This window comes from Streptomyces sp. NPDC079167 (assembly GCF_040686735.1).
Taxonomy (GTDB): Bacteria; Actinomycetota; Actinomycetes; order Streptomycetales; family Streptomycetaceae; genus Streptomyces.
In genome coordinates this window covers 885,071-907,882 of the sequence record NZ_JBFBLO010000001.1, presented here as the reverse complement: position 1 = coordinate 907,882, position 22,812 = coordinate 885,071, and the positions used below count along the sequence as shown (strand labels likewise).

Here is a 22,812-nt window from a genome sequence, read left to right as displayed (position 1 = left end):
GGCGGGCGCGGGCCAGTGCCAGCAGCAGCGGGTCCATGTCGACGGCGACGATCTCGGCCTGCGGCAGCCGTTCGATCAGCCGTGCGGGCAGCGAGAGGGAAAGAGACCCCGTCCCGCGCCTCCCGCACGCTCACCCCAGCCCGCGCACCCGCCCCCACACCTCGCCGTCCAGCTCGCCCGCCTTCCGGCGGAACCCCGACACCGCCACATCCCGCAGCTCGTCCGTCTCCAGGAAGCTCCGCCGGCCCCGCGCGTCCCCCACCGAGCCCGGCGGCAGAGCGATCACGCCCGGCCGCTCCTCGTGATGCCTGCTGGTGATCTTGGCGACGACCGCCGTGCCACCCCGCACCGACAGCACCAGACACGGCCGGTCCTTGGACCCGGGCCCGTCCTCGAACGGCACATCCGCCCACCAGATCTCCCCCGGCCGGGGCACCCCGTGCGGGCGCCCCTTCTTCCGCTCGGGAGCCCGCCCCGGAGCCCGCTGCGGAGCCCGCCCCGGAGGCCGCGTCCGCCCACCCGGCCGCCGAGGCCCCCGCCCGCCCCGGTGCCGCGCATCGGAAACCGTCGCCACCAGCGCCAACAGGACAACAGCGACCAGCGCCACCCACCACCACGAGTTCATATCCCGACCGTACCGGCGCCCGCCGACACCGCGCCTTCCATCGAACCGGTGACAGCACAGGTGAGTTCCCCCACAACGGCAGGCCGTGGAGGAGCGACCACCGGTTTCGCGCCTTACGCTCGACGGACCGCACGAACCCTCCCCGTTCCCACGCCTCGGAGGTTCACGCTCCATGAAGCTCACCGTCGTCGGCTGCTCCGGCTCGTTCCCCTCCGCGGGTTCGGCATGCTCGAGCTACCTCGTAGAGGCCGACGGCTTCCGGCTGCTCCTCGACATGGGCAACGGCGCCCTGGGCGAGCTGCAGCGCCACGTAGGTCTCTACGACCTCGACGCCATCTTCCTCAGCCACCTCCATGCCGATCACTGCATCGACATGTGCGCGTACTTCGTCGTCCGCTACTACCGCTTCGACGGCGGACGCCCCGCCGCGATCCCCGTGTACGGACCCGAAGGCACCGAGCAGCGGCTCACCACGGCCCACGCCGATACCCCGTCCGACCACGCGATGGGCGAGGTCTTCGACTTCCACACGCTGAAGTCCGGATCCTTCGAGATCGGCCCCTTCTCGGTCCGTACGGAGAAGCTCCGCCACCCCGTCGACACCTTCGGCATCAGGGTCGAGCACAACGGGCGCTCACTCACCTACTCCGGCGACACCGGCACCTGCGAGGCACTGGCCGAACTCGCCGAGGGCTCCGATCTGTTCCTCTGTGAAGCATCGTTCATCCATGGCAAGGAGGACATCCCGGACCTCCACCTCAACGGCCGCGAAGCAGGCGAGTACGCCGCCCGCGCCGGAGCGGGACGCCTCGTCCTCACCCACATCCCGCCGTGGACGGACGCCGAACGCAACCTCGCCGACGCACGCGAGGTCTACGACGGCCCGGTCGAGCTGGCGGTGCCCGGCGCGGTGTACGAGATCTAGAGCGCCGACCCACGCAGAAGCCCCCCACCTCCCGCCGCGGCGGGAGGTGGGGGGCTTCTGCGTGTCGCGCGAAGGCGGCGGGCCGGACTACTTGGCCTCGGCCTTCTGGAGCTCGGCGAGCTCCTCGTCGGACTCGCGGCCCGGCGTCGGCAGGTTGAACTTCGTGATCGCGAAGCGGAAGACCACGTAGTAGACGACCGCGAAGCAGAGGCCGACCAGCACCAGCAGCCAGGGCTTCGTCGCGATGCCCAGGTTGAGGAAGAAGTCGACCGCGCCGGCCGAGAAGCCGAAGCCGTCCTTCATCCCCAGACCCCACGTGAGGGCCATCGAGACGCCGGTCAGCACCGCGTGGATCGCGTACAGCACCGGAGCGATGAACATGAACGTGAACTCGATCGGCTCGGTGACACCCGTCACGAACGCGGTGGCGGCGAGCGAGAACATCATGCCGCCGACGACCTTGCGGCGCTCCGGACGGGCGCAGTGGACGATCGCGAGGCAGGCGGCCGGGAGGGCGAACATCATGATCGGGAAGAAGCCGGTCATGAACTGTCCGGCGGTCGGGTCGCCGGCCAGGAAGCGGTTGATGTCGCCGCTCTTGCCCTCGAACGAACCGGCCTGGAACCACGGGAACGAGTTCAGCAGGTGGTGCATGCCGACGGGGATCAGCGCACGGTTGGCGACACCGAAGATGCCCGCACCGACCGCGCCCGAACCGACCAGCCACTCACCGAAGTTGTGCAGCCCGGTGCCGAGCACCGGCCAGATGTAACCGAAGACGATGCCGATCAGCAGACCCGCGAACGCGGAGAGGATCGGGACCAGACGGCGGCCGCCGAAGAAGCCGGCCCAGGCGGGCAGCTTCGTCCGGTAGAAGCGCTGGTACAGCAGGGCGACGACTATGCCCATCACGACACCACCGAGCACGCCGGCGTTGACCGGAGCCTCGTTCATGACGATCTTGCCGTCCACCACGCTCGCGACCTTGGGCAGGTTGCTGTCGGTGAACGTGGCGAGGACGTTCTTGAAGACCAGGTAGCCGGTGACCGCCGCGAGGGCGGTCGAACCGTCCGACTTCTTGGCGAAGCCGATCGCGATGCCGACGGCGAAGAGCAGCGCCATGTTGTCGAGGATCGCGTTGCCGCCCGCCGCCATGAAACCGGCGATCTTGACGATGAAGTCCGGGAACGAGTCCCGCCCCAGCATGTCCGGGTTACCGAGACGGACCAGGAGCGCGCCCGCAGGCAGCACGGCGACCGGCAGCATGAGGCTGCGGCCGATGCGCTGCATGACGGCCATGACGCCCGCGCCCTTCTTCTTCTCGGGTGCCGCCGCAGCGGTATCCGTACTCATCAACTTCCTCCATGGGGCAAGGTGCCGCCCATGTCATTGATCGAAGGGAGGCGGCGACTTGAGGAACGCGGCGGGAAAACGCACGCGTGGTCTGGACCACTCAGTGGTGTAGACCAGTTTTAGCACGGTGTGGGTTAGATAAGGAACCTGCAATTACCTCACGATTGCCGCGTAGTCCCACCGCCACCCTGGGTGACACGGCGAAGGCCCCCGGACCGTCAGGTCCAGGGGCCGCGCGAAGGACCGGGAAGGCCTCTACTTCGTGAGGTCGTCCTCGATCTTCTTCTCCTCCTCCAAGGGCTCGCGCCCCGGGGTCTGGAGGTTGAACTTGGTGATCGCGAACCGGAAGATCACATAGTAGATCACCGCGAAGCACAGCCCGATCGGGATGATCAGCCACGGTTTCGTATCCAGATGCCAGTTGACGACGTAGTCGATCAGCCCGGCCGAGAAGCTGAACCCGGCGTGCACGCCCAGCGCCCACGTCACACCCATCGACAACCCGGTCAGCACCGCATGGACGCCGTACAGCAGCGGTGCGACGAACATGAACGAGAACTCCAGCGGCTCCGTCACACCCGTCACGAAGGACGTCAGCGCCACCGACACCATCAGGCCCGTCACCTCCTTACGCCGCTCCGGCCGCGCAGTGTGTGCGATGGCGAGGGCCGCGGCGGGCAGGCCGAACATCATGATGGGGAAGAACCCCGACGTGAACTGCCCCGCCGTCGGGTCCTCCGCGAAGAACCGGGAGATGTCACCCTGCACGGTCTTGCCGTCGGCTCCCGTGAACTCGCCCGCCTGGAACCAGAAGAACGTGTTCAGGAACTGGTGCATACCGATCGGGATCAGCAGCCGGTTCGCGAAGCCGAAGATGGCCGCACCCCACGCGCCGAGATCGATCAACTGCTTCGAGAACCACGTCAGCGCATCACCGACCGGCTGCCACAACAGGCCGAACAGCACGCCCAGGATCACGCAGAGGAACGCCATCAGGATCGGCACCAGGCGACGCCCGTTGAAGAAGCCCAGCCAGTCGACCAGCTTCGTACGGTGGTAGCGCTGCCACACGACCGCCGTGAGCAGGCCGATGAGAATGCCGCCCAGGACGCCCGGGTTCTGGGGCTCGCCGTCAGGGAGGGCCTCCGTCACGGAACCGTCCACGGGGAACGCCGCCAGCACCCCCCGGTAGACGAGGAAGCCGACCACGGCCGCCAGCGCCGTCGAACCGTCCGCCTTCTTCGCGAAGCCGATCGCGACACCGATGCAGAACAGCAGGGGGAGCCCCACGGTGCCGTCGAGGATGGCGTTCCCGCCGCTGAGCAGCACCTTGGACGTCTTGTTCCAGAAGGCGCCGTCCAGGTACGAGTCGAAGAGATTGCCGAGGCTGACGAGGAGGCCCGCCGCCGGCAGCACGGCGACCGGCAGCTGAAGACTCCGGCCGACCTTCTGCAAGCCCTGGACCGGCGCGTTCCACCACTTCCGCTGCGGTTGCGTGGCCGCGTTCGAACTCATCGGCATCCTCCCGGAACGCGCAAGGTTTGGCGGGCGTTGCAAACTGGTGTAGACCAGTCGCGATACGGTGCGGAGCCCCGCCGGAAGGCAGGGCGCCGGTGATCGTCATCATTGGGGACTGCGCGGTTACCCGCCCGTGAAGTTGGGCCAACCGTGCGTTACCGTGACGAAACGGACCCACGGTGGGCCGCCCCACGCACGAACAGACCAGGGAGAAGGACATGGCCAGCAAGGCTGAGAAGATCGTCGCCGGGCTCGGCGGCATCGAGAACATCGACGAGATCGAAGGCTGCATCACCCGCCTCCGCACCGAGGTCCACGACCCCAGCAAGGTCGACGAAGCCGCGCTCAAGGCCGCCGGAGCACACGGCGTCGTCAAGATGGGCACCGCGATCCAGGTCGTCATCGGCACCGACGCCGACCCCATCGCCGCCGACATCGAAGACATGATGTGACCGGCTGACCCGGCCGGCCCACCCAGGTCCGCACCCAGGCCCCGCTCCACCCGCCCCCGCCGGCCCGGAGCGGGGCCTGTGATGCACCCGAACGGACCCGGCCGCCCCAGCCGATAGGCTCGACGCCATGTCTCGTATCGACGGCCGCACCCCCGAACAGCTCCGCCCCGTCACCATCGAACGCGGATGGAGCAAGCACGCCGAAGGCTCCGTACTCATCTCCTTCGGTGACACCAAGGTCTTCTGCACCGCCTCCGTCACCGAAGGCGTCCCCCGCTGGCGCAAGGGCAGCGGCGAAGGCTGGGTCACCGCCGAGTACTCCATGCTTCCCCGCTCCACCAACACCCGCGGCGACCGCGAATCCGTCCGCGGCAAGATCGGCGGCCGCACCCACGAGATCAGCCGCCTCATCGGCCGCTCCCTGCGCGCCGTGATCGACTACAAGGCCCTCGGCGAGAACACCATCGTCCTGGACTGCGACGTCCTCCAGGCCGACGGCGGAACCCGCACCGCCGCCATCACCGGCGCCTACGTCGCCCTCGCCGACGCCATCGCCTGGGCCCAGGGCAAGAAGATCATCAAGCACGGCCGCAAGCCCCTCACCGGCACCGTCGCCGCGATCAGCGTCGGCATCGTCGACGGCACCCCCCTCCTCGACCTCTGCTACGAGGAGGACGTCCGCGCCGACACCGACATGAACGTCGTCTGCACCGGCGACGGCCGCTTCGTCGAGGTCCAGGGCACCGCCGAGGCCGAGCCGTTCGACCGCGCCGAGCTCAACGCACTCCTCGACCTCGCCACCGCCGGCTGCACCGACCTCGCCAAGCTCCAGGAAGAGGCACTCGCCCGCACCCTCGGCGAGTAAAGAAGCAACCAAATACGCAGCGCAGAGCGTCGTACCGGATACGGGCGCACGGGTCGAACCGTGCGTCCGTCCACGTATCCACCCCCGGGGAGGGACCGCGCCATGGCCTCGCGCCGCCACCGCACCGCACTCGTCGTCACGACCACCCTGCTCACCCTCACCGCCGCCGTCGGCTGCGGCGCCGTCGACAAGGCCATGGACTGCGTCCGCACCGCCGACGCCATCGCCACCAGCGTCGACAACCTCCAGCAGGCCATATCCAACGCCTCCAACGACCCGACGCAGGCATCGGAAGCGCTGGACCAGATCGACAAGGAACTCAAGGACCTCGGCGACACCACGGACAACGCCGACCTGAGCAAGGCCGTCGACGACCTCCAGGCAGGCGTCACCAACGTCCGCGACTCCATCGACAAGGGCGACGCCACCCCCGACATCACCCCGGTCACCGATGCGGCCACGGAGATCGGCAAGGTCTGCACGCCGTGACCTGGCGGCGATAATCGACGCATGACGCGCCTGATCCTCGCCACCCGCAACGCCGGGAAAATCACCGAACTCCACGCGATCCTCGCCGACGCGGGCCTCACGCACGACCTCGTCGGCGCGGACGCGTACCCCGACATCCCCGACGTCAAGGAAACCGGCGTCACCTTCGCCGAGAACGCCCTCCTCAAGGCCCACGCCCTGGCCCAGGCCACCGGCCACCCCGCCATCGCCGACGACAGCGGCCTCTGCGTCGACGTGCTCGGCGGAGCCCCCGGCATCTTCTCGGCCCGCTGGTCCGGCGCCCACGGCAACGACGCGGCCAACCTGGACCTGCTCCTCGCCCAGCTCGGCGACATCTCCGACCCCCACCGGGGCGCCTACTTCGCCTGCGCCGCGGCCCTGGCCCTCCCCGACGGCACGGAACGCGTGGTCGAGGGCCGCCTCGAAGGCACCCTGCGCACCGCCCCCGCCGGCGGCTACGGCTTCGGCTACGACCCGATCCTCCAGCCGGACGGCGAGAGCAGGACCTGCGCGGAGCTCACCCCGGACGAGAAGAACGCGATCAGCCACCGCGGCAAGGCGTTCCGGGCGCTGGTGCCGGTGGTGCGGGAGCTGGTGGGCTGACAGGCGAAGAGGGGCCGCCCCGATTGGGACGGCCCCTCTTCCTCGGCGTGCGGCCGGTGGGATTCGAACCCACACAGGATTTCTCCCAGATGCCCCTAAAACACCCGCCGATACCAGATTTGGCTACGGCCGCGCAGCTGGTCTCAGCATACTGCCCTCTGCGAGGGAGCGCGGTGGGTATGGGGGAGAGCCTTTCAGGGTCTTGAGATGGTGCCGCCTCTGCACCAGGTACGGGTCACCGCGTGACAGTTCGGGCACAGGAGCTGCAAATTCTCCCTGCGGTCATCGCTCCAGTCGCCGTTGATGTGATCCACCTCCAGCGTCATGGGCTCGCCCAACCAGGCTGCGCCGGTTCCGCAGGCGGCGCACTCCTCCGGGATGCCGATGTCCCGCAGAGCGCGGCGCAGCAGCATTGTCTTCGTGCGGCGCTTGCCCTCGTGTCTGACCAGCACCTGTGCAGCTGTCTTACGCGGGGTGGGGCCGATCCGCCCTCGTTGGTGTCCCTGGCCCAGGAAGTGCTCAGTGGTGAGTCCGTCCTCGGCGATCCAGTTGCTCAGCTGCTTTCGCTGGCTCGCGTTGTCCTTCCGTCCCAGCCGCCTGAGGACGTCGGCGATGGACACGGCAGAGGTGACGGCCTCCGCAAGTTCCGTGAGGGAGGGACGTTTCCCAGCCCTGTGGTAGCCGCGGCGGGGGAGGTGGGACACATCGATCCCGAAGTACTCGAAGCGATCGAAGAGGTATCGGCTGAGCCGCCCGTAAGGGCGGGTACCCAGGAAGGCGATGACCTCTTGGATGTCTGCGCATTTGTCGGCTGCCTCGACCAGCCGTTCTCGTGTGTAAGAACTGCCGCTGCTCATCGGCCCTCACCCTGCACGGAGGCACGACGAGCCTTGCCCCGACCTCGGTACGTGTCGGTCGTCGAGTGGCAGTTGGGACAGAGCAGCCGCAGATTCTGCGGTTGATTGTTTCGCCAGTTGCCGTCGATGTGGTCGACCTCGAGCGGCAGGGGCCGGCCCCGCCACGTGGGGCCAGTGCCGCACCGGGCGCAGTGTTCCGATGTGCCCATAGCGATCATGGCCCGTTTGAGCCGCTCGCCAGGTATGCGACGGGCCAGGGTCTGTCCTTGCTCCACCAACAGTTCCTCCGGACGCCGACGGCGCACCTCGCCATTCCTCGATGACGCCGCGAAGTGCGACGTGTCGATCCCCAGAGCCTTGACGCGACGGCTGATGTGGGTGTGCTGCCCTCCCACCACCTCAAGACCGAGGCGGCGGAGCACTTCGCACATGGTCGTCGACGACGCCACCGCCTCCTGAAGGACATCCTTCGTCCAACGCACGCCTTCGCTCTCGAAGTGCTGAGTGTCCACGCCGAGCTTTCGCATACGGTCGAGGAGATATCGCCGTGTCGAACTCTTCGGGTCGACCCCGAGCTTCCTCAGCGCCTCGGAGAGCGTTCGTGACGACGAGGCCGCCTCCGCGAGGCGCTCTCGGGTGTACGGGCTGGCAGGCATTTCCCCCTCCGCATCCGGCCGCGCGTTCGCAGCCTCGTACGGAGCAACGAACCGCTCATCGGATGGTCACGTCCGTAATGCGATGAGATGCGGAAGGGCCCGTACCGCTTTGTGGCGGTACGGGCCCTTCATGCAGGGTGGGTCAGAACTTCGGGTCAGGACTCTGGGCGTGGACCATTTCGGCCGCCTCTTCTTCCGTCTCCACCGAGGGCGGGGAGCCGGCCAGGGGCTGGTTGGCGGTCTCCTTCATGCAGGCCACCGCGATCACACCGATCAGTGCCGCCGCCATCGCGTAGTACGCCGGCATCAGGTTCGAGCCGCTCCAGCTGATCAGGGCGGTGATCACCAGCGGGGTCGTGCCGCCGAAGATCGAGGCCGAGAGGTTGTAGCCGACCGACAGGGAGCCGTAGCGCACGTTGGTCGGGAACAGCGCCGGGAGGGCGGCGGACATCGTGCCCAGCATGCAGACCAGGGAGAGGCCCAGCATCAGCATGCCGATGGTGATCGCCGGGATGCTGCCCTGGCGGATCAGGAGGAAGGCCGGGAGCGAGAGGACGAGGAAGCCCACCATGCCGGTCATCAGTATCGGCTTGCGGCCGAAGCGGTCGGAGAGCTTGCCGAACTGGCTGATGATCAGCATCAGGAAGACCATGACGGCGAGCAGGATGAGCAGCCCGTGGGTCTCGCTGTAGCCGAGCTCGTCCGAGAGGTACGTCGGCATGTAGGACAGCAGCATGTAGTCGGTGATGTTGTACGCGCCGACCAGGGCGATGCAGAGGATCAGCGTCGGCCAGTACTGGCGGAAGATCTTGGCGAGGTCGCCCTTGGCGGTGGACTCGACGTGGTCGGCGGCCTCCGTGGCGTGTGCGGTGCCGCCTTCCAGCTTCTGGAAGGCGGGCGTCTCGTCCAGGCGGAGTCGCAGGTAGAGGCCTACGAGGCCGAGGGGACCGGCGACGAGGAAGGGGATGCGCCAGCCCCAGGACTCCATCTGGCCGGTGTCCAGGACGGCGTACAGGAGGGTGACGAGCCCGGCGGCGCCGACGTAGCCGGCCAGGGTGCCGAATTCCAGGAAGCTGCCGAAGAAGCCGCGGCGCTTGTCGGGGGCGTACTCGGCGATGAAGGTCGAGGCGCCGCCGTACTCGCCGCCGGTGGAGAAGCCCTGGAGCATCCGGAAGAAGATCAGGAGCACCGCTGCCCAGACGCCGATGGTGTCGTGGGAGGGGATGAGGCCGATCGCGAAGGTGCCGACCGCCATGAGGATCATGGTGAGGGCCAGGACCTTCTTGCGGCCGATCTTGTCACCCATGGGGCCGAAGAACATGCCGCCGAGGGGCCGGACGAGGAAAGCCACGGCGAAGGTCGCGAATGACGAAAGGAGCTGGGTGGTGTCGTTTCCCGACGGGAAGAAGACATGCCCGATGGTGACGGCCAGGTAGGAGTAGATGCCGAAGTCGAACCACTCCATGGCGTTACCGAGTGACGCCGCCTTCACCGCACGCTTGACCGCCTGGTCGTCGGTGATGGTGATGTCGGTCCGACGGAGCCGGGGGTTCTGGCGCTTCCGGATGGCGCGGAAGAGCGCTGGGTGGCGTTTGACCGCATCAGGGTCGGCCGCCTGGTGGGGGTCGGAGGCCGCCATGGCCGGTTCCTTTCGTCGAACGGTGTTCCAGGAAAGGCTTCTGCGCAGTCATGGCGGTTGCAAACCGAATCAACGGATGATTGCGAGCTCGCTCACACCCTTTTCGGTCGAGATCCCCATGAACCGGGGTCAGATTCCGAGGTCCTTGATGATCTTGGCGACGTGGCCGGTCGCCTTGACGTTGTAGAGGGCCTTCTCCACCTTGCCTTCTTCGTCGACCACAATCGTGGAGCGGATCACACCTGTCACCACTTTGCCGTAGAGCTTTTTCTCGCCGAAGGCGCCGTAGGCCTCCAGGGTCTCCTTGGAGGGGTCGCCGACCAGTGTGACCTTGAGGTTCTCCGTCTCGCGGAACTTCGCGAGCTTCTCCGGCTTGTCCGGCGACACGCCGATGACGTCGTAGCCGGCTCCGGTGAGGAGGTCCAGGTTGTCGGTGAAGTCGCAGGCCTGCTTGGTGCAGCCGGGGGTAAGCGCCGCGGGGTAGAAATAGACGATGACCTTGCGGCCCTTGTGGTCCGCGAGCGAGATCTCGTTTCCGTCGGCGTCCGGAAGGGTGAAGGCGGGGGCGGTGTCGCCGGTCTGGAGTCGCTCGCTCATGTTTCTCCTCGAGTGGCACGTGTGCTGTGTGGCACCGAGCGTAATAGGGGGTGCCGCCGGGTGTGGGGGCGCCCGAGCTGACAGACTGTCGATGAAGGTTTACCCGACGACGACCACGGAGGCGGCGCAGTGTCGGATACCAGGACCCCTGCGCAGATCGAGGCGGACATCATCAGCAGGCGTGAGCAGCTTGCGGTGGTGCTGGACGAGATCGGGGTGCGGGTGCACCCGAAGACGATGATGGGTGACGCGAAGGCCAAGGTCGCGTCGACGGTGGACCGGACGGCCGGGCGTGCGTTCGTCGCCGTCAACCGTTCGGTTTCGGACGTGAAGGCGCAGTTCGTGGCGGAGGACGGTTCGCCGCGGCTGGAGCGGGTGATTCCGGCGGCGCTGGTGGTGGCCGGTGCGGTCGTGCTGCTGACGGTGTCCTCGCGGTCCTCGCGGTCCGGTCGGCGCAGGAGGCGCTGAGGGTGGGTTCCGTGCGGCCCTGGGGCGTGCGGACCGGTCCGGGGCAGGTAGGTTTCGGGGCGTGAGCGACAACGGCATGAGCAACACCGACGACAAGCTGCCGATCCGGATGCTGCACGACCGTGTGCTGGTGCGGTCGGATTCGCCCGAGGGCGAGCGGCGGTCGGGCGGCGGCATTCTGATTCCGGCGACGGCGGCGGTCGGCCGGCGTCTGGCGTGGGCCGAGGTGGTCGCTGTCGGCCAGAACGTGCGGACCGTGGAGCCGGGTGACCGGGTGCTGTACGACCCGGAGGACCGTGCCGAGGTCGAGGTGCGGGGTGTGGCGTACGTGCTGATGCGGGAGCGGGATCTGCACGCGGTGGCCGCGGACCGGTTCGAGGGTTCGGTGGATTCGACCGGGCTGTATCTGTAGGCGGGTGTGGGGTGAGTGGGCCTGGTGACTGTTGTCACCAGGCCCTTCTGCTGTTTTTGCTAGGCTGGGGTGATCCCGACGAGACGCGCCGTACCGGGTTTCCGCAAAGACGACGCACCCGTGTTGTTCGCGTGTTTCGTCGTGGAGGTTCTGTCGTGGCGTGGGTTCTGTTGATCGTGGCCGGTCTGCTGGAAGTGGGCTGGTCGATCGGGATGAAGTACACCGAGGGGTTCACCCGGCTGTGGCCGAGTGTGTTCACGGGCCTGGGGATCGTGGCCAGCATGATGCTGTTGTCGCAGGCGGCGAAGACGCTGCCGATCGGTACGGCGTACGGCGTGTGGGTGGGGATCGGTGCGGCCGGTGCGGCGGTGCTGGGCATGGTGGTGCTGAATGAGCCGGTGACGGCCGCCCGCATTTTCTTCGTCTGTCTGCTGCTGGTGGCTGTGGTGGGTCTGAAGGCGACGTCCGGGCACTGAGCGTCCGGGCACTGAGCGTCCGGGCACTGAGCGTGCGGCGCTGAGTGTTCAGGGGCGGGTGGGGCCGTGGTGGTCCTGCCCGCCCCTTTCGCGTCGGGTGACGGGGAGGCCGGAGGCGGGCCGGGCGGGCCGGATGCCGGGCTGCTGCCGGGCGTCGGGTCCCTGCGCGGTGGGGTCCCGGTCGGTGCTTTCGTCCGCGGGCGCGTGGGAGGGTGCCGCGGCGGGGGTGGCGGTGCGGCGTGCCCGTGGGGCCCGAGAGGCTCCCGAGGGGCCGTCCGGGGTGCGGGAGCGGGCGCTGTCGCGCTTCTCGCGGGAGTCCCCGGTGCCTCCGGCTTCCTCGGTGTCCCCGGTGTCCTCAGTGTCCTCCGTGTCCTCGCCTTCCGCGCTCTCGTCCGGATCGGGCTCCTCGGGGCCTTCGTCGGCCTGGAGATCGAAGCCCTGTACCTCGCTGCCTTCGAGTGCGGCCCGGGTGTAGTCGGCCCAGGTCTGGGCGGGGGCGCCGCCGCCGTTCATGCGGGCGAGGCCGAGTGCGCCGTAGAGGGGTTTCTGTACGCCTGTCTTCGGGTCCTGGCCCATGACGGCGATGACGGTGGCGAGGTCGGGGGTGTAGCCGGCGAACCAGGCGGCCCTGTCCTCTTCGGCGGTGCCCGTCTTGCCCGCCGCGGGGCGGCCCGCGCCCAGGGCGGCGGTGCCGGTGCCGCCGTCGACGACGCTCCGCAGGACGGAGGTGGTGGTGTCGGCGGCTTCGCGGCTGATGGCCTGACGGGTGTTCCTGGCGGGGAGGTCCAGTGCGGTGCCGTCCTTGCTGATCTTGGCGACGAGCGTGTGGGGGCGCTGTCTGCCGTGGTCGGCGAGGGTGGCGTAGGCCGAGGCCATGTCGACGGCGCTGGCGGTGGCGGGGCCGAGTGCGATGGAGGGGGAGGCTGTGAGGTCGGGGGTGTCCTCGGGGATGCCGAGGGCGACGGCGGTGTCCTTGACCTCTTGGGGACCGACGTCCTGGGCCATCTGGGCGTAGACGGCGTTGACGGATTTGTCGGTGGCCTCGCGGACGGTGATGGAGCCGTAGTCGACGTCGTCCTCGTTGGCGGGGGAGTAGCCGGTGGAGCCGGCGGCGCTCTGGACGGTGCGCTTGTTGGTCCCGTCGTAGCGGGTGTTGGGGGTGATGGCGCGGTGCTTCTGGGTGGTGGACCCGTTGGCGAGGGCGGCGGCGAGGACGAACGGTTTGAAGGTGGACCCGACCTGGTAGTCGCGGCGGGTGGCGTTGTTGACGTACTGCTTCGTGTAGTCGACGCCGCCGTAGAGGGCGACGACGTGCCCGTTGGCGGGGTCGATGGAGGCGCCGCCGGCGCGGACGTTGCGGTCGGCTTCGCGTTCGTCGCTGGTCTTGGAGAGGACGTTGTCGTCGACGGCTTCGACGAGGGCGTCCTGTTTCTTCTTCTGGAGTGTGGTGGTGATGCGGTAGCCGCCGGTGGCGAGGGTGTCCGCGTCGATGATCTTGTTGGTGGTGAGGTAGTCCTCGACCGCCTGGACGATGTAGCCGCGCTGGCCGGAGAGTGCGGTGGCGGGCTTGGCCTTGTCGGGGACGGGGAAGGTCATCGCCTCGCGGTCGGCGTCGGTGAGCCAGTCGTGCTTGACCATGCCGTCGAGTACGTAGTCCCAGCGGGCGAGGACGGCTTTCTTGTTCTCGGGGTGGGCGACGACGTCGTACGAGCTGGGGGCGTTGAGCAGGGAGGCGAGGTAGGCGCCTTCGCCGGTGTCGAGGTCTTCGACGTCCTTGCCGTAGTAGGCGTGGGAGGCGGCCTGGATGCCGTAGGCGTTGCGGCCGAAGTAGCTGGTGTTGAGGTAGCCCTCGAGGATGTCGTCCTTGCTCTGTTCGCGGTCGAGCTTGATGGAGATGAAGAATTCCTTGGCCTTGCGGATGACGGTCTGTTCCTGGCCGAGGTAGTAGTTCTTGACGTACTGCTGGGTGATGGTGGAGCCGCCCTGTCTGCCCTTGCCGGTGACGGTGTTCCAGCCGGCGCGGAGGGTGGCCTTGATGTCGATGGCGTCCTCGGAGTAGAAGTCCCGGTCCTCGGCGGCGAGTACGGCGTGCTGGATGGTGGGGGGGATGCGGTCCAGCGGGATCTTCTCGCGGTTGATCTCGCCGTCGCGGGCGATGACGGTCTTTCCGTCCGCGTAGACGTAGACGTTGGCCTGTGCGGTCGCGGCGGCGTTGGCGGCGGGGATGTCGATGAGCTGGTAGCCCGCGATGAATCCGCCGACGATGAGCAGTGCGAGGAGGAGTACGCCGCCGAGGGTCATGCGCCAGGTGGGGATGGCGCGGCGCCAGCCGGTGCGTTTGGGCCGCTTGGGGTGTTTTTTGCGCCCCTTGGGGTCTTGTGCGCCGTTCGGGTGGGGGGAGTCGGGGGTGGGGGCCGCGGCCGAGGCGTCTCGGGGGGCCCAGCCCTCGGGGCCCTGCTGACCAGGGTCTCCGCCGTGCTGCGGTGGCTCTTGGCTCATGACTGTGGAGGCTCCTCGACTGCGGATGATTTTCCTATAGTGCACTTTTCGGGCGGATAACCCTCGGATCCCTCCAGGGAAATGGGGTCGCGGCGGCCGAACGCCGTGGCCTAGGCTCGTGCGCTTTGGCGGATTGAGGGGGGCGAGGTGCGGCTCTATGCCGTGGTGGCGGCCGGTGGGTTCCGGCGGTATGCCACCTATCGGGTGGCGACGTTCGCGGGGGTGTTCACCAACACCGTCTTCGGTTTCATCATGGCGTACACCTACATCGCCCTGTGGGACGAGAGGCCCCAGCTGGGTGGCTACGACATGTCGCAGGCGCTGACCTATGTGTGGCTGGGTCAGGCCCTGCTGATGACCTGCGCGATGATGGGCGGCGGCTTCGAGGACGAGCTCATGGAGCGGATCCGTACGGGTGACATCGCGGTCGATCTGTACCGGCCCGCCGATCTGCAGCTGTGGTGGCTGGCGGGGGACCTGGGCCGGGCCGGGTTCCATCTGCTGGGGCGCGGGATCGTGCCGATGGCGTTGGGGGCGCTGGCCTTCGATCTGGCGTTGCCGGGTTCCGGGTGGACCTGGCTGGCCTTCCTCGTGTCGGTGGCCCTGGGCGTCGTGGTGAGCTTCGCGGTGCGTTTCCTGGTGGCGCTGTCGGCGTTCTGGCTGATGGACGGGGCGGGCGCGATGCAGATGGCCTGGCTGGCCGGGCTGTTCTTCTCGGGGATGATGCTGCCGCTGACGCTGTTCCCCGGCTGGCTGGGGGAGCTGGCCCGCACTTTGCCGTGGTCGTCGCTGCTCCAGGTTCCGGCCGATGTGTTCCTCGGCAAGTACGCGGGCTGGGACGTGCTGCGGGCGTACGCCTTCCAGGCCGGCTGGGCGGTGGTGCTGCTGCTGGCGGGGAGGCTGCTGCAGTCGGTGGCGACCAGGAGGGTGGTGGTCCAGGGTGGCTGAGGTCCGGGTGGAGCGTGTCGCGGCCGTGGAGCCGGAGCCCGCGTTCGGCCGGCGGTCCCCGCTGGTCGAGGGGGTGCGGGCGTACGGGCTGATCGTGGCGATGTGGCTGCGCTCGACGATGGCGTACCGCGCGTCGTTCGTGATGACGACCGTCGGGAACTTCGTGTCGACGGCGTTCGACTTCGTCACGATCATGCTGATGTTCGCGCACGTCGACGTGCTGGGAGGTTTCACCCTGCCGGAGGTCGCGTTGCTGTACGGGACGTCGGCGACCGCGTTCGGGCTGTCCGATCTGGTGCTGGGGTCGATGGACCGGCTGGGGCGGCGGGTGCGGGACGGGACTCTGGACACGCTGCTGGTGCGGCCCGTCCCGGTGCTGGCGCAGGTGGCGGCGGACCGGTTCGCGCTGCGCAGGCTGGGGCGGATCACGCAGGGGCTGCTGGTGCTGGGTTATGCGCTGTGGACGCTGGACATCGACTGGTCGCCGCTGAAGGTGGTGATGCTGCCGCTGATGGTGCTGAGCGGGGCGGCGATCTTCGGGGCGGTGTTCGTGGTGGGGGCGGCCTTCCAGTTCTACGCCCAGGACGCCTCCGAGGTGCAGAACGCGTTCACGTACGGGGGGACGACGATGCTGCAGTACCCGCCGACGGTGTTCGCGAAGGACCTGGTGCGCGGGGTGACGTTCGTGGTGCCGCTGGCGTTCGTGAGCTGGCTGCCGGCTCTGTACGTGCTGGGGCGGGACTATCCGCTGGATCTGCCGGGGTGGGTGGCGTTCCTGCCTCCGGTGGTGGCGGTGGGGTGCTGGGTGCTTGCGGGGCTGGCGTGGCGTGTGGGGCTGCGGTCGTACCGCAGCACGGGAAGCTGAGGAGTGGGCGTGGACGACATGGACTTCATCGAGCTGGACGGCGTCGAGAAGGTCTTCGACGTGCGCCGTAAGACGGGCTTCATGCGCCGTGAGCGGCGTGAGGTGCGGGCGGTGGACGGGATCAGTTTCCGGGTGCCGCGCGGTGAGATGGTCGGCTACATCGGCCCGAACGGTGCGGGCAAGTCGACGACGATCAAGATGCTGACGGGCATTCTGACGCCGAGCGGCGGCCGGCTGCGGGTCGCGGGGATCGATCCGAGCCGGGAGCGTACGAAGCTGGCGCACCGGATGGGTGTGGTGTTCGGGCAGCGTACGACGCTGTGGTGGGACCTGCCGTTGCGTGACTCGTACCGGCTGATGCACCGGATGTACCGGATCCCGGACAGTCGTTACCGGGAGAACCTTGACCGTTGTGTGGAACTCCTGGACCTGGGGGCGCTGTTGGAGGTCCCGGTGCGTCAGCTGTCGCTGGGGCAGCGGATGCGGGGCGATATCGCTGCGGCGCTGCTGCACGATCCCGAGGTGCTGTATCTGGACGAGCCCACGATCGGGCTGGATGTGGTCTCCAAGGCGAAGGTGCGGGGGTTCCTGCGGGACTTGAACGCGGAGCGGTCCACGACGGTGCTGCTGACCACGCACGATCTGACCGACATCGAGCAGCTGTGCAAGCGGGTGATGGTGATCGACCACGGCCGGCTGGTGTACGACGGTGCGCTCGCCGGGCTGCACGAGGTGGGGGAGAGCGAGCGCACGCTCGTCGTGGACCTGGAGAGGGAGCTGCCGCCGGTCGAGCTGGGGATGGAGCCTTCGGTGCGGGTGGTGAAGGTGGAGGGGCCCCGGCAGTGGCTGGCGTTCCCGGCCGCGGCGTCGGCCGCGCCGCTGGTGGCGCGGATCGCGGCGGACTATCCGCTGGTGGACCTCTCGGTGCGGGAGCCGGACATCGAGTCCGTGATCGCGAAGATGTACGTGTCGGATTCTGGTGTCTAGGCCCGTCCCGCTGTTGCTCTATAGGGTGCCGGTATGACAAGTGAAAGCCCGGACATGCGTGCCTCCGACGCGGAACGTGAGCGGGTCGCGGAGACCCTGCGGGAGGCCGTGGCCGAGGGCCGGCTGGAGATGGACGAGTTCGAGCAGCGGCTCGGCGCGACGTTCAAGGCGCGTACGCACGGGGAGTTGGTGCCGCTCGTACGCGACCTGCCGGTGCCGGGCGATGTCGCCCGGCCGGTGACGGGGGCGGTGGCCGGGCGCACGGGGTCGTCCGGGAACTGGCCCGCGCGGATCGGCGGTGCTGCCACCTCGTCGGGGGCCTTCGCCTTCTGGGGCGGTTTCAGCCGCAAGGGCCGCTGGACGGTGGGCCCGAAGTTCACCGCGTTCGCGATGTGGGGCGGTGGCGAGATCGATCTGCGCGACGCCCGCTTCGCGGAGCGTGATGTCGTGATCCGCTGTTACACGATCATGGGCGGCATGCAGGTGACGGTCCCGCCGGACCTGAACGTCCAGGTCAACGGCCTCGGGATCATGGGCGGTTTCGGCGAGCACTCCAAGCTCGACGAGGAGCCGGAGCCCGCTCCGGACGCTCCGCAGGTGAGGATCACCGGGTTCGCGCTGATGGGCGGGGTCGGTGTGGAGCGCAAGCGGAGCAAGGCGGAGAAGCGCCGGCTTCAGGAGCAGGAGCGGCTGCGGCTGCAGAAGCCGGACACCGGGGACGGGCGCAAGGAGCTCGGCTGACCTTCAGAAGGTGTCGGCCTTCGGTGTCCCGTCCACGGCGCCGAGGTCGATCGCGTGGCCCAGGGCGCGGTAGCCGGCGTCGTTGAAGTGCAGCCGGTCCCCGGAGTCGTACTCGGGCAGGATCCGGTTGGGCGCGTAGGGGTCGCGTACGGCGCGGTCGAAGTCGACGAACGCGTCGAAGATCCGGCCGGAGCGGATCTCCTTGTTGACGGCCAGGCGCACGCTGTTGCTCCCGGGTGTCCAGGTGGAGTAGCCCTGGAAGGGCGTCAGTGTCGCCCCGACGACCCGCAGCCCGCGGGCGTGTGCGCGCTCGGTGAGGGCGCGGAGCCCGGCGGTGATGCGCTGGGGGTCTGTCTCCTGGGGGTGTTGCTGCACGTCGTTGATGCCGAGGGCGATGATCACGGTCTTCGCTCCGGCGACGGACAGGACGTCGCGCTCGAAGCGGTGGGCGCCGCTCTGCCCGCCCGCGCCCTTCCGTGCGGCCGGGCTGTCGCGCAGGAGCCGGTTGCCGGCTATCCCCTGGTTGGCGATGCCGTAGGCGTGCCGCAGCCGGTCGGAGAGGACGTCCGGCCAGCGGGTGTTGGCGTCGGTCGTGGAGCCGCTGCCCGCGGTGAGGGAGTCGCCGAGCACGACGATCGCGCCGGGTGATGCCTCGTTGCGGACGTCGACGGCCGTGAGGTAGCGCCACCGGGTGGTGCTCCAGGTGCCCCGGCTGTCGGCCAGGTAGGACGTCTGGTGCGCGTTGGAGTGCTGGGTGACGGGCCCGCCGGCGGACGGGGTGCGGAGGGTGACCTCCAGATCGGCGTCCGGGGCGACGGGTACCACGACCGGGTCGCTGACGACCTGGAGGCCGGCGGCGACGGTGACGGCGGGCCGGCCGCGGAAGGTCACCGGGCGGGTGTTGACGGTGGCCTGGTCGATGACGAGCGGTGTGGTGCCGAAGAGGTTGGACAGCGTGATGCGGGCGGCGTCCCCACCGACGCTGGTGTGCACGATGTTGCGGATGGTGCTGCCGGGGTAGCCCTGTGCGGCGTTCGGCTCCGCGCTCACGGGGGCCGCGGTCCAGGTGGCGACCCAGGTGCCGAGGGAGTTGGCCGGTGCGGCGGGGTTGCGGGCCGCGGCGTGGCTCTGGGAGCCGCTCAGCGTTTCCTGACGCTTCCCGGCGATCAGCGACGTGCCGAAGGCGACGGCGGCGGCGAGCGCGACGGTGCCTGCTACGAGGGCGATGAGCAGGGCATACCCCTGGCGCCTGGGCATCTGTGGTGGTTCTCCTTGCGGTGTCCGGCCCGGTGTTCGGGTCGGTGTTCGGGTCGTTCTCATGATGCGGCAGGCCGAGGGGAACTCGACGTGCGGCCCGGGAGTAGGTGAGGTAGGGACAATGCGTACGGCACTGGGTGACGTGTACGCGGACAGGTGGAGCGGATGGAACAGGACGCGGGACAGGGAACGGCATCCGGGGCGGAGGGCCGCGGGACCGGGTTGGGCGGGTTCGCGTACACCGCCGCCGACGAGGAGAAGCGGCGCGGTGTGCGCCGGATGAAGACCACCGCCACGGGTCTCCTCCTGCTCGTCGCGCTCGTGTACGTCCTCGCCACCTGGGCGGAGAACGAGGGTGTGGGCGGCTGGCCGGGCTACGTCGCGGCGGCAGCCGAGGCGGGAATGGTCGGTGCGCTGGCGGACTGGTTCGCCGTCACGGCGCTGTTCCGGCGTCCGCTCGGCCTGCCCATCCCCCACACCGCCATCATTCCCACCAAGAAGGACCAGTTGGGGGAGTCACTCGGTTCCTTCGTGGGCGAGAATTTTCTCTCCGGGGACGTCGTTCGTGACCGAATTCACGCCCTGGGGGTCGGTAGGAGGCTCGGGGCGTGGCTGGCGGAGCCGGAGCACGCGGACCGGGTCACCGCCGAGCTGGCCACCGCGCTGCGCGGCGCGCTGACCGTGCTGCGGGACTCCGATGTGCAGGCGGTCGTCGGGGAGGCGATCACCCGGCGGGCGGACGCGGCGGAAGTCGGGCCGGGCATGGGGAAGATGCTGGAGAAGGTCGTCCAGGACGGCGGTCACCGCAGGGTCGTCGACCTCGTCTGCGTACGGGCGCACGACTGGCTGGTCCTGCACGGTGAGTCCGTGATGGACGCGGTCCAGGGCGGGGCGCCCGGCTGGACGCCCCGGTTCGTCGACAAGCGGGTGGGGGAGCGGGTCTACAAGGAGCTGCTGCGTTTCGTCACGGAGATGCGTGACATGCCGGGCCACCCGGCGCGCGGTTCGATCGACACGTTCCTGACGGACTTCGCGGCCGACCTCCAGACCGACAGCGACACCCGCGCCCGGGTGGAGCGGCTGAAGTCGGAGATCCTGGGGCGCGGTGAGGTCCAGGACGTCATCGCCTCCGCCTGGTCCTCCGTCCGTACGATGATCATCGCGGCGGCCGAGGACGAGCGGAGCGAGCTGCGGATGCGGGCCCGGGCCTCGCTGATCTCCCTGGGGGCCAGGCTCTCCACGGACGAGCGGCTGCAGGCGAAGCTGGAGGGCTGGCTGGAGGACGCGGCGGCGTATGTCGTCACGACGTACCGCACGGAGATCACGTCGCTGATCAGCGACACGGTGGCCGGCTGGGACGCGGACCAGACGTCGAAGAAGATCGAGGCGCACATCGGCCGTGACCTGCAGTTCATCCGGATCAACGGCACCGTGGTGGGTGCGCTGGCCGGCCTGGCGATCCATTCGGTGTCCCACGCGCTGGGAGGCTGACCGGAGACGTGCCCGTCCTGTCGTACGGGCACGCCCCCGGGTCACGCGGGGAGTTGCTCTTCAGTACGCACCCCGCGGCGCCCGTGTTCAATCCCCGGGGCCGGACTTTCTCGGAGACGGCACCGCTCCCCGGTTGGTCTAGCGGGTGCCGCGCCGGGTGACCGCCCACGACGCGGCGGCGACACCGCCCGCCACGGTGAACACCGCGGGCCAGGCGCCGAGCTTCTTGGCCAGGGGGTGCGAGCCGGCGAAGGCGGCGACGTAGGCGACGCTCAGCGCGGTGGCCGCGCGGGGCCCGGCCTGCCGGTTCCACTCGTACGCCGCCACGGAGCCCGCGGCGGCCAGCGCGACGCCGCCCAGCGGGCGCTTCCTGGTCCAGCGGGCGATTCCGTACCCGCCGACGAGTCCGCCTGCCGCCACTGCCGCTGCCGGGACCTTCGCCATTGCCGCCACCTTCGCTTTCCTGCGTTCCTGCCGGCGTGACCGCCGGGATTCCGAGGATAAAGGTCCCGGCGCGGCGGGCCCGTCAGCCGGTCGGCCGACGGGCCCGGGACGTCAGTCGGTGCCGGACTCCATCGCGGCGCGGTCCAGCAGCTCGTCGTCGCGGGAGACCTCGCCGCGCGAGGCGATGGCCTGCGCGCCGCCCTCGGACATGGCGCCGATCAGACCGGTCGCCGCCGCCTGCGCGGCGCCGATCAGCGAGGGCTGGGAGGTGCCGACGAGGCCGAGGCCGGCGAACTGTTCGAGCCTGGCGCGCGAGTCCGCGATGTCGAGGTTGCGCATGGTGAGCTGGCCGATGCGGTCCACGGGGCCGAACGCCGAGTCCTCGGTCCGCTCCATCGACAGCTTGTCCGGGTGGTAGCTGAAGGCGGGGCCGGTGGTGTCGAGGATCGAGTAGTCCTCGCCGCGCCGCAGCCGCAGTGTCACCTCGCCGGTGACGGCCGAGCCGACCCAGCGCTGCAGCGACTCGCGGACCATCAGGGCCTGCGGGTCCAGCCAGCGGCCCTCGTACATCAGCCGCCCGAGGCGCCGGCCCTCGTTGTGGTAGTGGGCGAGGGTGTCCTCGTTGTGGATCGCGTTGACGAGGCGCTCGTACGCCGCGTGCAGGAGGGCCAGGCCGGGCGCCTCGTAGATGCCGCGGCTCTTCGCCTCGATGATGCGGTTCTCGATCTGGTCCGACATGCCCAGGCCGTGACGGCCGCCGACCGCGTTGGCCTCCATCACCAGGTCGACCGGGGTGGCGAACGTCTTGCCGTTGATCGTCACCGGGCGGCCCTGGTCGAAGCCGATGGTGACGTCCTCGGTGGCGATCTCGACCGAGGGGTCCCAGAACCGGACGCCCATGATCGGGTCGACGGTCTCCACACCGGTGTCGAGGTGCTCCAGCGTCTTGGCCTCGTGGGTGGCGCCCCAGATGTTGGCGTCGGTGGAGTACGCCTTCTCCGTGCTGTCGCGGTAGGGCAGGTCGTGGGCGACCAGCCACTCCGACATCTCCTTGCGGCCGCCGAGCTCGGTGACGAAGTCGGCGTCGAGCCACGGCTTGTAGATGCGCAGGTGCGGGTTGGCGAGGAGGCCGTAGCGGTAGAACCGCTCGATGTCGTTGCCCTTGAAGGTGGAGCCGTCGCCCCAGATCTGCACGTTGTCCTCGAGCATCGCCCGGACCAGCAGGGTGCCGGTGACGGCGCGGCCGAGCGGCGTCGTGTTGAAGTAGGCACGCCCGCCCGAGCGGATGTGGAACGCGCCGCAGGCGAGTGCTGCCAGGCCCTCCTCGACCAGTGCCGCACGGCAGTCGACCAGGCGCGCGATCTCGGCGCCGTAGGCCTTCGCGCGACCGGGCACCGAAGCGATGTCGGGCTCGTCGTACTGGCCGATGTCGGCGGTGTAGGTGCACGGGACGGCACCCTTGTCGCGCATCCACGCGACCGCGACCGAGGTGTCGAGGCCGCCCGAGAAAGCGATGCCGACGCGCTCGCCGGTGGGCAGGGAGGTGAGAACCTTAGACATAGGAAGAGTATGCACTCGATTGTATGTATATGCAAATGTGGGTGAGCGGGGCCGCCGGGCGCTG

General features: G+C 69.1%; 24 protein-coding genes, 1 tRNA gene, 1 pseudogene and 1 riboswitch. Of the genes and pseudogenes, 13 read left to right on the top strand and 13 right to left on the bottom strand.

All coding sequences use genetic code 11. The annotated features are described in order from the left end of the window. Positions 1-115: pseudogene (locus tag AB0P41_RS04265) on the bottom strand (class I SAM-dependent methyltransferase); the annotation flags it as partial. Between the two features lie 15 nt (positions 116-130). Then, the gene (locus tag AB0P41_RS04260) at positions 131-625 is read right to left on the bottom strand and encodes a type II toxin-antitoxin system PemK/MazF family toxin (RefSeq protein WP_356708574.1); all 495 of its coding nucleotides are present in this window, start codon (positions 623-625) and stop codon (positions 131-133) included. Between the two features lie 172 nt (positions 626-797). Between AB0P41_RS04260 and AB0P41_RS04255 the strand changes: the two genes are divergently transcribed. Next, positions 798-1,550 carry an MBL fold metallo-hydrolase gene (locus AB0P41_RS04255; RefSeq protein WP_356708572.1) on the top strand — a complete coding sequence of 251 codons (753 nt, stop codon included), beginning with the start codon at positions 798-800 and terminating at the stop codon, positions 1,548-1,550. Positions 1,551-1,637: 87 nt separating this feature from the next. Here the strand turns inward: AB0P41_RS04255 and AB0P41_RS04250 are convergent, their stop codons facing one another. Beyond that, positions 1,638-2,903 (bottom strand): PTS transporter subunit EIIC, encoded by a 1,266-nt coding sequence (locus AB0P41_RS04250; RefSeq protein ID WP_356708570.1) that lies wholly within the window; start codon positions 2,901-2,903, stop codon positions 1,638-1,640. Positions 2,904-3,158: 255 nt separating this feature from the next. Next, the gene (locus AB0P41_RS04245) at positions 3,159-4,418 is read right to left on the bottom strand and encodes a PTS transporter subunit EIIC (RefSeq protein WP_365929941.1); all 1,260 of its coding nucleotides are present in this window, start codon (positions 4,416-4,418) and stop codon (positions 3,159-3,161) included. Positions 4,419-4,600: 182 nt separating this feature from the next. Between AB0P41_RS04245 and AB0P41_RS04240 the strand changes: the two genes are divergently transcribed. From AB0P41_RS04240 to rdgB, 4 genes are all read left to right on the top strand, one after another. Next, positions 4,601-4,873, top strand: coding sequence for a PTS glucose/sucrose transporter subunit IIB (locus AB0P41_RS04240; protein ID WP_262346750.1), 273 nt, complete (start codon positions 4,601-4,603; stop codon positions 4,871-4,873). 127 nt (positions 4,874-5,000) lie between these two features. After that, entirely contained in the window at positions 5,001-5,738 is a 738-nt protein-coding gene (gene rph, locus AB0P41_RS04235) for a ribonuclease PH (protein ID WP_356708566.1), read from the top strand. A gap of 102 nt (positions 5,739-5,840) precedes the next feature. Next, positions 5,841-6,227 carry a hypothetical protein gene (locus AB0P41_RS04230; protein WP_356708564.1) on the top strand — a complete coding sequence of 129 codons (387 nt, stop codon included), beginning with the start codon at positions 5,841-5,843 and terminating at the stop codon, positions 6,225-6,227. 21 nt (positions 6,228-6,248) lie between these two features. Then, on the top strand, positions 6,249-6,851 hold the full coding sequence (rdgB, locus tag AB0P41_RS04225; RefSeq protein ID WP_356708562.1) for an RdgB/HAM1 family non-canonical purine NTP pyrophosphatase: 603 nt from the start codon (positions 6,249-6,251) through the stop codon (positions 6,849-6,851). A 48-nt stretch (positions 6,852-6,899) separates the two neighbouring features. Here the strand turns inward: rdgB and AB0P41_RS04220 are convergent. From AB0P41_RS04220 to bcp, 5 genes are all read right to left on the bottom strand, one after another. Next, positions 6,900-6,984, bottom strand: a tRNA-Leu gene (locus AB0P41_RS04220). Between the two features lie 61 nt (positions 6,985-7,045). After that, positions 7,046-7,708, bottom strand: coding sequence for an HNH endonuclease signature motif containing protein (locus tag AB0P41_RS04215; protein WP_365929938.1), 663 nt, complete (start codon positions 7,706-7,708; stop codon positions 7,046-7,048). Next, complete coding sequence (locus AB0P41_RS04210) at positions 7,705-8,364, bottom strand: HNH endonuclease signature motif containing protein (RefSeq protein WP_365929935.1); 660 nt, start codon at positions 8,362-8,364, stop codon at positions 7,705-7,707. Before AB0P41_RS04210 ends, AB0P41_RS04215 begins: the two co-directional genes overlap by 4 nt. A gap of 142 nt (positions 8,365-8,506) precedes the next feature. Next, on the bottom strand, positions 8,507-10,003 hold the full coding sequence (gene proP, locus AB0P41_RS04205) for a glycine betaine/L-proline transporter ProP (RefSeq protein WP_356708556.1): 1,497 nt from the start codon (positions 10,001-10,003) through the stop codon (positions 8,507-8,509). Positions 10,004-10,132: 129 nt separating this feature from the next. After that, positions 10,133-10,600, bottom strand: a complete 468-nt coding sequence (gene bcp / locus AB0P41_RS04200; protein ID WP_356708554.1) for a thioredoxin-dependent thiol peroxidase — start codon at positions 10,598-10,600, stop codon at positions 10,133-10,135. Positions 10,601-10,729: 129 nt separating this feature from the next. Here bcp and AB0P41_RS04195 point away from each other — a divergent pair, with 129 nt between their 5' ends. The 3 genes from AB0P41_RS04195 (at position 10,730) to AB0P41_RS04185 (ending at position 11,956) form a co-directional block, all read left to right on the top strand. Further along, a complete protein-coding gene (locus tag AB0P41_RS04195; RefSeq protein WP_356708552.1) occupies positions 10,730-11,068 on the top strand; it encodes a DUF3618 domain-containing protein in 339 nt (112 codons plus the stop codon). A gap of 76 nt (positions 11,069-11,144) precedes the next feature. Beyond that, entirely contained in the window at positions 11,145-11,480 is a 336-nt protein-coding gene (locus AB0P41_RS04190; RefSeq protein ID WP_099173024.1) for a co-chaperone GroES, read from the top strand. A 52-nt stretch (positions 11,481-11,532) separates the two neighbouring features. Beyond that, positions 11,533-11,599: riboswitch (guanidine-III (ykkC-III) riboswitch) on the top strand. Positions 11,600-11,635: 36 nt separating this feature from the next. Next, positions 11,636-11,956 carry a multidrug efflux SMR transporter gene (locus AB0P41_RS04185; protein ID WP_014156030.1) on the top strand — a complete coding sequence of 107 codons (321 nt, stop codon included), beginning with the start codon at positions 11,636-11,638 and terminating at the stop codon, positions 11,954-11,956. Positions 11,957-12,004: 48 nt separating this feature from the next. On the opposite strand, the gene AB0P41_RS04180 is transcribed toward AB0P41_RS04185, so the two are convergent. Beyond that, complete coding sequence (locus AB0P41_RS04180; RefSeq protein ID WP_365929932.1) at positions 12,005-14,455, bottom strand: transglycosylase domain-containing protein; 2,451 nt, start codon at positions 14,453-14,455, stop codon at positions 12,005-12,007. A 147-nt stretch (positions 14,456-14,602) separates the two neighbouring features. On the opposite strand from AB0P41_RS04180, the gene AB0P41_RS04175 reads away from it, so the two are divergent. Genes AB0P41_RS04175 through AB0P41_RS04160 form a run of 4 tightly spaced genes read left to right on the top strand, consistent with a single transcriptional unit; the run spans position 14,603 to position 17,996 of the window. Then, positions 14,603-15,403 (top strand): ABC-2 family transporter protein, encoded by an 801-nt coding sequence (locus AB0P41_RS04175; RefSeq protein WP_356708548.1) that lies wholly within the window; start codon positions 14,603-14,605, stop codon positions 15,401-15,403. Between the two features lie 7 nt (positions 15,404-15,410). Next, positions 15,411-16,268: an ABC transporter permease gene (locus tag AB0P41_RS04170; protein ID WP_356708828.1), complete on the top strand. Its 858-nt coding sequence runs from the start codon at positions 15,411-15,413 to the stop codon at positions 16,266-16,268. 18 nt (positions 16,269-16,286) lie between these two features. Next, positions 16,287-17,255: an ATP-binding cassette domain-containing protein gene (locus AB0P41_RS04165; RefSeq protein WP_356708826.1), complete on the top strand. Its 969-nt coding sequence runs from the start codon at positions 16,287-16,289 to the stop codon at positions 17,253-17,255. 54 nt (positions 17,256-17,309) lie between these two features. Continuing rightward, complete coding sequence (locus AB0P41_RS04160) at positions 17,310-17,996, top strand: DUF1707 domain-containing protein (protein ID WP_365929966.1); 687 nt, start codon at positions 17,310-17,312, stop codon at positions 17,994-17,996. Positions 17,997-17,999: 3 nt separating this feature from the next. On the opposite strand, the gene AB0P41_RS04155 is transcribed toward AB0P41_RS04160, so the two are convergent. Beyond that, a complete protein-coding gene (locus tag AB0P41_RS04155; RefSeq protein WP_365929930.1) occupies positions 18,000-19,253 on the bottom strand; it encodes an SGNH/GDSL hydrolase family protein in 1,254 nt (417 codons plus the stop codon). A gap of 165 nt (positions 19,254-19,418) precedes the next feature. Between AB0P41_RS04155 and AB0P41_RS04150 the strand changes: the two genes are divergently transcribed. Continuing rightward, positions 19,419-20,744, top strand: coding sequence for a DUF445 domain-containing protein (locus AB0P41_RS04150; RefSeq protein WP_356708545.1), 1,326 nt, complete (start codon positions 19,419-19,421; stop codon positions 20,742-20,744). Between the two features lie 138 nt (positions 20,745-20,882). Here the strand turns inward: AB0P41_RS04150 and AB0P41_RS04145 are convergent, their stop codons facing one another. Beyond that, a complete protein-coding gene (locus tag AB0P41_RS04145) occupies positions 20,883-21,188 on the bottom strand; it encodes a hypothetical protein (RefSeq protein ID WP_365929928.1) in 306 nt (101 codons plus the stop codon). A 111-nt stretch (positions 21,189-21,299) separates the two neighbouring features. Then, positions 21,300-22,748: an argininosuccinate synthase gene (gene argG, locus AB0P41_RS04140; protein WP_356708541.1), complete on the bottom strand. Its 1,449-nt coding sequence runs from the start codon at positions 22,746-22,748 to the stop codon at positions 21,300-21,302. Between the last annotated feature and the right edge of the window lie 64 nt (positions 22,749-22,812).